General features: G+C 46.4%; 7 protein-coding genes. 5 read left to right on the top strand and 2 right to left on the bottom strand.

From position 1 onward, the window contains the following. Window positions 1–125: 125 nt before the first annotated feature. Window positions 126–347, bottom strand: a complete 222-nt coding sequence (gene rpmE / locus R7Q47_RS21790; RefSeq protein WP_005379546.1) for a 50S ribosomal protein L31 — start codon at window positions 345–347, stop codon at window positions 126–128. Between the two features lie 296 nt (window positions 348–643). On the opposite strand from rpmE, the gene priA reads away from it, so the two are divergent. From priA to hslU, 5 genes are all read left to right on the top strand, one after another. Next, window positions 644–2848, top strand: coding sequence for a primosomal protein N' (gene priA / locus R7Q47_RS21785; protein WP_053349704.1), 2205 nt, complete (start codon window positions 644–646; stop codon window positions 2846–2848). A gap of 323 nt (window positions 2849–3171) precedes the next feature. Beyond that, a complete protein-coding gene (gene cytR / locus R7Q47_RS21780; RefSeq protein ID WP_005379543.1) occupies window positions 3172–4179 on the top strand; it encodes a DNA-binding transcriptional regulator CytR in 1008 nt (335 codons plus the stop codon). Between the two features lie 225 nt (window positions 4180–4404). Then, entirely contained in the window at window positions 4405–4953 is a 549-nt protein-coding gene (gene ftsN, locus R7Q47_RS21775) for a cell division protein FtsN (RefSeq protein WP_017820300.1), read from the top strand. 115 nt (window positions 4954–5068) lie between these two features. Beyond that, entirely contained in the window at window positions 5069–5620 is a 552-nt protein-coding gene (hslV, locus tag R7Q47_RS21770) for an ATP-dependent protease subunit HslV (RefSeq protein ID WP_238843520.1), read from the top strand. A gap of 23 nt (window positions 5621–5643) precedes the next feature. After that, a complete protein-coding gene (hslU, locus tag R7Q47_RS21765) occupies window positions 5644–6975 on the top strand; it encodes an HslU--HslV peptidase ATPase subunit (protein ID WP_047101881.1) in 1332 nt (443 codons plus the stop codon). On the opposite strand, the gene R7Q47_RS21760 is transcribed toward hslU, so the two are convergent. Further along, window positions 6972–7251: hypothetical protein (locus R7Q47_RS21760; RefSeq protein ID WP_318089375.1), on the bottom strand; the 280-nt coding region annotated here is incomplete at its 5' end. The two genes, hslU and R7Q47_RS21760, sit on opposite strands and share 4 nt — an antisense overlap.

Genomic DNA, 7251 nt, shown 5'->3' with positions numbered 1-7251 from the left:
GAGTAGTTTTACAGGCAAAGCCGAAACGGATGATAACCACCTACTGAAGTAGGTGGTTTAGGGCTGAAAACAAAAAGGACGCCGAAGCGTCCTTTTCTAAACTGTAATCGTAATAGCGGCTGCTATTATTTCTTACCGCTTGATAGTGCACCGAAACGCTTGTTGAAGCGATCAACACGGCCGCCTGTATCAACGATACGTTGCTTACCAGTGTAGAATGGGTGACACTTGTCACATACGTCTAGGTGGATAGACTCTTTACCTAGAGTAGAGTTGAACTCAAAAGAGTTGCCGCAAGAACAAGTCGCTTTTACTGCTTTGTATTCTGGGTGGATACCAGCTTTCATGGGATAACCTCAATAGTAGGCCGTGTCGCTATACGAATCTAAGCCGCACACCACACGCAATTAATAATAAAATGGGATACCGCATCAACTAATTGCCGAAGCCATATCTCAAGGCGCGATATAGTAAAGAATCACATTGCTCGGATCAACACATTTGGCAACTTTTTCGCCACTTTTTTAGCCAGACTAATCATAGAGGAACGATTCACGCTGAATCGCATTGCTTTACTCGAATTTCCATACCGATTTTAATAGACTCTCATTTCCTTTCCCTCTTTTTTAATAGCTAAGAATTTATGCGTCCAACCATTGCTAGAGTGGCATTACCCGTTCCGCTCGACAAACAATTTGATTACGCCATTCCGGGGCACCTGTTTCCGATCATTGGCGGACGCGTATCCGTACCTTTTGGACGTCAAACGTTAGTTGGCATCGTCACCGCGATGGTTAATCACTCGGACTTTCCCAAAGATCAACTCAAGCCAATCAAAGCAGTTCTTGATTCTCAGCCGATATGGTCTGAAAAGCTTTATTCGTTGCTGACTTGGTGCAGCCAGTTCTACCAATACCCACTTGGAGATACGCTACACAATGCGATGCCAGCAGCTCTACGTAAAGGAAAGCCTGCAGATTTTGCGACGCTACAAGAGTGGCAAATTACCGAATCCGGTAAAGACAAGCTGATGCAAGGGCTTGATCGTCGAGCGGTCAAACAACAGAAGGTCTTGCAAATGTTGGTTAACGGCGCTTTGCCTCACCAGGAATTTGTCGACCAAGAGATAGCCTCAACAGTACTAAAGTCTTTAGAAGAGAAAGGCTGGATTGAACGTATCGAGAAGAAGCCTGTAATCACCCAGTGGGGACAGCACGTTGAATGCGACGTCGAAAAGCCAAAGCTCAACCACGAACAAGCGCTGGCTATTGCGAGTGTAAATAGCCAAACAGGTTTTGCCTCCTATTTATTAGAAGGCGTCACGGGCTCAGGTAAGACAGAAGTGTACCTCAACCTTATCAAGCCAGTTTTAGAGCAAGGGAAACAAGCCTTGGTTTTAGTACCAGAGATTGGCTTAACGCCCCAAACCATCAACCGCTTTAAACGCCGTTTTAATGTGCCAGTTGACGTCATCCACTCCGGGTTAAACGAGACGGAGCGTCTGAATGCGTGGCTTTCTGCACGCGACAAAGCGGCCGGAATCATTATCGGCACACGCTCTGCCCTACTCGCGCCTTTTGCTGATCTCGGGATTATCATTGTGGACGAGGAACATGACACCTCTTACAAACAGCAAGATAGCTTGCGTTATCATGCACGCGATGTTGCTGTAATGCGCGCTCATAAAGAACAAGTTCCGATTGTTCTGGGCTCAGCCACACCTGCACTGGAGACATTACACAATGCCTTGTCAGGCAAATATCACCATTTAACACTAACCCAACGAGCTGGCTCTGCCGTGCCAACCACTAATAAAGTGTTAGATGTAAAAGGTCAGTATTTAGAAAGTGGTTTATCTGCCCAACTGATTGCCGAGATGCGCAAGCATTTAAAAGCGGGCAATCAAGTAATGTTGTTTCTTAACCGTCGAGGCTTTTCGCCCGCTTTGATGTGCCATGAATGCGGTTGGATTGCAGAATGTAAACGCTGTGATGCGTACTATACGTTCCACCATTACAGCAACGAAATACGCTGCCATCACTGCGGCTCACAACAACCGGTGATTCATCAATGTCAGGGGTGTGGTTCAACCCAATTGGTTACCGTCGGCGTAGGAACGGAACAACTCGAACAACAATTGGCTCAGTTATTTCCAGAATACAACGCCATTCGCATCGACAGAGACAGCACACGTCGCAAAGGTAGTTTGGAAGATGCCCTTGAATCGATTCGCAAAGGTGAACATCAAATTCTGATTGGCACCCAAATGCTGGCTAAGGGGCACCATTTTCCAAATGTAACGCTCGTTGCTCTTTTGGATGTTGATGGCTCTCTCTATAGTAGTGACTTCCGCGCTTCCGAGCGACTAGCGCAGTTGTTTATTCAGGTCGCAGGTCGTGCCGGCCGCGCAAGTAAACCTGGCGAGGTTATCCTACAAACCCACCATCCTGAGCACAGCTTGCTGCAAGCCCTGCTTCAAAAAGACTATCGCCACTTTGCTATGACTGCTCTGGAAGAACGCAAACTGGCTCAGCTTCCGCCTTATAGTTTCTTGACTCTGTTTAAAGCAGAGGCGAACCAAAGTGAGGTAGTTGAAGACTTCCTGCGTCAGGTTCGCTTTACGTTAGAGTCACACCCTCTGTTCGATGATTCCTGCATGGTGTTAGGCCCTACTCCTTCACCTTTGGCCAAGCGGGCTGGTAAATACCGTTGGCAACTATTACTGCAAACTCAGCATCGTTCATTGATGCAAAAGTTATTAACCAGTGCCAAACCTGCTATTGAGTTGTTGCCAAATGCTAAGAAAGTACGCTGGAATTTAGACATAGAACCACAAGATCTCAGCTAGCAAACGTTTAACTATGTAATGAATTACCATTTAATGTGACCAGAATCACACCAAGATTACAATTTTTGTTAAACAGACCGTAACTTTCACTTTAGAAATGAATAGACTATCCAAATTAGAAAAGTCTAAAGTGACTTGTTTGCACAGGCTTAGATTAAAACAATGACTATTCCCACAAATTGATATCGCGGTGAAGAATCCATTTTCCCACTCGTTAACACGAACTGAGCGAAGAGCAAACACAGCTCTAACTCGGTTTGATTACTCTGATTTCAAACCGGAATAACGTCATCTTGGCAAAAAATAAATGAGAGGTTAAAACTATGGCGACAATGAAGGATGTTGCCCAGCTTGCGGGAGTGTCTACGGCTACGGTATCTCGAGCCTTAATGAATCCAGAGAAAGTCTCTTCTTCTACAAGAAAGAGAGTAGAAGATGCCGTACTTGAAGCGGGTTATTCTCCAAACTCATTAGCGCGTAACTTACGTAGAAACGAATCAAAAACCATTGTTACTATCGTTCCCGACATCTGTGATCCTTATTTTTCTGAAATTATTCGCGGTATTGAAGATGCAGCCATGGAACATGGTTATCTAGTCCTGCTGGGCGATAGCGGACAACAGAAGAAACGCGAAAGCTCTTTCGTTAACCTCGTATTTACTAAGCAGGCAGATGGAATGCTACTGCTTGGTACAGATCTACCATTCGATGTCAGTAAGCCAGAGCAAAAGAACTTACCTCCGATGGTAATGGCGTGTGAATTTGCGCCTGAACTCGAGCTTCCGACAGTACATATTGATAACCTGACCTCTGCATTTGAAGCAGTGAATTACCTGACCCAATTAGGTCATAAACGCATTGCTCAAATCTCTGGACCAGATACAGCAATATTGTGTCAGTTCCGCCAGCAAGGCTACCAACAAGCCCTGCGCCGTGCCGGCATCAATAAAGATCCACAATATAGTGTCATTACTGAGTTTTCTTTTGATGGCGGAGCAAAAGCCGTTCGTAAACTGCTCGAATTGCCAGAACCACCAACGGCTATTTTCTGTCACTGTGACACAATGGCCATCGGCGCAATTCAAGAAGCGAAAAAGCTTGGCTTACGAGTACCGCAAGATCTCTCTGTTGTGGGCTTTGATGACATTAACTTCGCTCAGTACTGCGATCCACCGTTGACCACCATCTCTCAACCTCGCTATGAGATTGGTCGACAAGCGATGCTAATGATGCTCGAGATGTTAAAAGGCCACGACGTGCATTCAGGCTCGCGTCTGCTTGAAACTAATCTCGTCATTCGTGGAAGTGCAGCGCCACCACAGCGCCCTTAACCTGAAGATTAGGTATTCATCCCCAAAGCGGTGCTAAGGCGCCGCTTTTTTATTTACCCCTCCTGCTTTTTGTATATCCCCGAATAAATATAAGCGAGAACAGAAACACACTCCTACACTCGGGCGTTGTCGCGCTTTAGCTATCAAGATTCTATCAATAGGGTGTTTTCTCAACTCGTTCTGGATTAACATATTTGCAAGAATCCTTGATGACCAGAAATAACCGTGGCAAATAGAGATTATGTAAGACGGGGGCGAGGCGCCCCAAAAAAGTCGACAAAAAAACAGCCGCCGAGAAGAAAAAAACCTTGGCGCAGTGGCCTGCTCGCTATCTTGCTCGTGGGCGGTTTTGGCTATGGTCTTTACCTTTTGAGTAGCGACCCAGAACCTAAACAACCAGTCGTGAAGCAGCCAACAACCACTGTAAGCAAACCAAAGCCGAAAAAAGACTTGCCGCCACCACCAGAAGAAAAATGGGAATATGTTGAGTCACTACCGAAACGTGAAGTTGAAGTTGTGGCCAAAGAAATTGAAGTTTCTAAAATTCCTTACATCATGCAGTGTGGCGCGTACAAAACTCAGGCACAAGCCGAAGAGCGCAAGCTTGCAATCGCGTTCCAAGGGATGTCGAGCAAGATTCGTAAGAAAGAAGGCAGTTCATGGTATCGCGTGGTGCTAGGTCCGTATAAGTTCAAACGTGATGCAGAACGTGACCGTCATAAACTGCAACGCGCGAAAATCGAGCCGTGTGCGATTTGGAAAGAAAATCTTTAAACTCAGGCCCTAGGAGCTAAGATCCTAGGGCCTTTCTTTTTGCCCCCTTGAATCCCCATTTCTCCTCCCCCATATACTGAATTAAATCCAAAGAGAAATAATCAAGAGGTCGACTGTGACTACCATTGTATCTGTACGTCGAAATAATAAAGTCGTCATCGCGGGTGATGGCCAAGTATCTCTAGGCAATACCGTAATGAAAGGTAATGCGCGCAAAGTTCGCCGCCTATACAACAACCAAGTACTAGCGGGCTTTGCCGGCGGTACTGCGGATGCCTTCACCCTTTTTGAGCGCTTCGAAAGCAAACTGCAAATGCACCAAGGTCACCTAACCAAAGCGGCAGTTGAGCTAGCCAAAGACTGGCGTAGCGATCGTGCTTTGCGCAAGCTCGAAGCCTTACTTGCCGTTGCCGACGAAACCGCATCGTTAATCATTACCGGTAATGGTGATGTCGTACAGCCAGAACACGACCTGATTGCGATTGGCTCTGGTGGTGCTTACGCACAAGCTGCCGCAACCGCCCTACTAGAAAACACAGATCTAGATGCTCGTGAGATCGCGGAAAAATCTCTCAATATCGCGGGTGATATTTGTGTCTTCACTAACCATCACCACACGGTAGAAGAGCTAGACTCAACAGTAGAGCTTGAAAAACCAACCGCGTAATCGTAACGAAGTAAGGAAAGAATATGTCTGAAATGACGCCTCGCGAAATCGTTCATGAATTGAACCGCCACATTATCGGTCAAGAAAAAGCCAAGCGTTCGGTTGCGATTGCACTTCGTAACCGCTGGCGCCGCATGCAGCTTGAAGAAAGCTTGCGTGCCGAAGTGACACCAAAAAACATCTTGATGATTGGCCCTACTGGTGTTGGTAAGACTGAAATCGCACGACGCCTTGCAAAACTAGCAAATGCCCCTTTCATCAAAGTTGAAGCGACAAAATTCACCGAAGTGGGTTACGTTGGTAAAGAAGTTGAAACCATCATCCGTGACCTAACCGATGTCGCTGTGAAAATGACGCATCAACAAGCGATGGAGAAAGTGAAATTCCGCGCAGAAGAGCAAGCGGAAGAACGCATTCTTGATGCGCTACTGCCACCAGCACGTGATAGCTGGGGTCAAGCAGAGCAAACGGAAGAGTCTTCTCACACTCGCCAGATCTTCCGTAAGAAACTGCGTGAAGGCCAACTAGACGATAAAGAAATTGAAATCGACGTAGCCGCACCGCAGATGGGCGTAGAGATCATGGCGCCTCCTGGTATGGAAGAGATGACTAACCAGCTGCAAGGCATGTTCCAAAACCTGGCAGGCGACACTAAGAAAAAACGTAAGCTGAAAATCAAAGACGCAATGAAAGCGTTAGCGGAAGAAGAAGCGGCGAAACTGGTAAACCAAGAAGAGCTAAAAGAAGCAGCGATTTTCAACGTTGAAAACAACGGCATCGTATTTATCGATGAGATCGACAAGATCTGTAAACGCGGCGAGAGCTCAGGCCCAGACGTTTCACGCGAAGGTGTTCAGCGCGACCTACTTCCATTGATTGAAGGCAGCACGGTATCAACCAAGCACGGCATGGTAAAAACAGACCATATTCTGTTTGTTGCATCTGGTGCATTCCAAGTGGCAAAACCATCTGACTTGATCCCAGAATTGCAAGGTCGTCTACCAATTCGTGTTGAGCTAGAAGCACTAAGCAGCAACGACTTCAAACGCATTCTGACAGAACCAAAAGCCTCTCTAACAGAGCAGTACGTTGCGTTGATGAAAACGGAAGATGTGGACATCGAATTCACAGAAGACGGCATCACGCAAATCGCGGAAGCGGCATGGACGGTCAACGAAAGCACCGAAAACATCGGTGCTCGTCGCTTACACACCGTTATGGAACGCTTAATGGATGAAATCTCTTACGACGCAGCGGAGCAATCTGGCGCTAAATTCGTTATTAATTCCGCTTATGTGAAAGAGCGCCTAGGCGACACGATTGAAGATGAAGATCTAAGCCGCTTTATTCTTTAACCGCAATCTATCCCACCAAAGCCCAGAACCTTGTTTCTGGGCTTTTTGTATAGAATGACGACCACTGTGACAACACCTAAATCAAAAGATCTCGTCATTCTAGCGAGCTTAAGCGAGACTAAGAATCTGCTAACAGCAAACGCCTTTCTTTCCAACTCACCCTCACCACTGCACAATCGGATGATCGATTCTGAATCACCTCGTTCCTCGCTGTTCAGAATGACGGTGACTTTGACAACATCTAAATCAAAAGACCTCGTCATTTTAGCGAGCTCA

Source organism: Vibrio sp. Vb0349, from assembly GCF_033338975.1.
Note: the sequence above shows the minus strand (reverse complement) of the source record. Positions and strands in the feature narration are given on the sequence as shown.

Bases quoted from the DNA above. Each gene is read 5' to 3' on its own strand.
- hslU (WP_047101881.1), top strand. From the start codon at position 5,644: ATGTCTGAAATGACGCCTCGCGAAATCGTTCATGAATTGAACCGCCAC.
- rpmE (WP_005379546.1), bottom strand. From the start codon at position 347: ATGAAAGCTGGTATCCACCCAGAATACAAAGCAGTAAAAGCGACTTGT.
- cytR (WP_005379543.1), top strand. From the start codon at position 3,172: ATGGCGACAATGAAGGATGTTGCCCAGCTTGCGGGAGTGTCTACGGCT.
- priA (WP_053349704.1), top strand. From the start codon at position 644: ATGCGTCCAACCATTGCTAGAGTGGCATTACCCGTTCCGCTCGACAAA.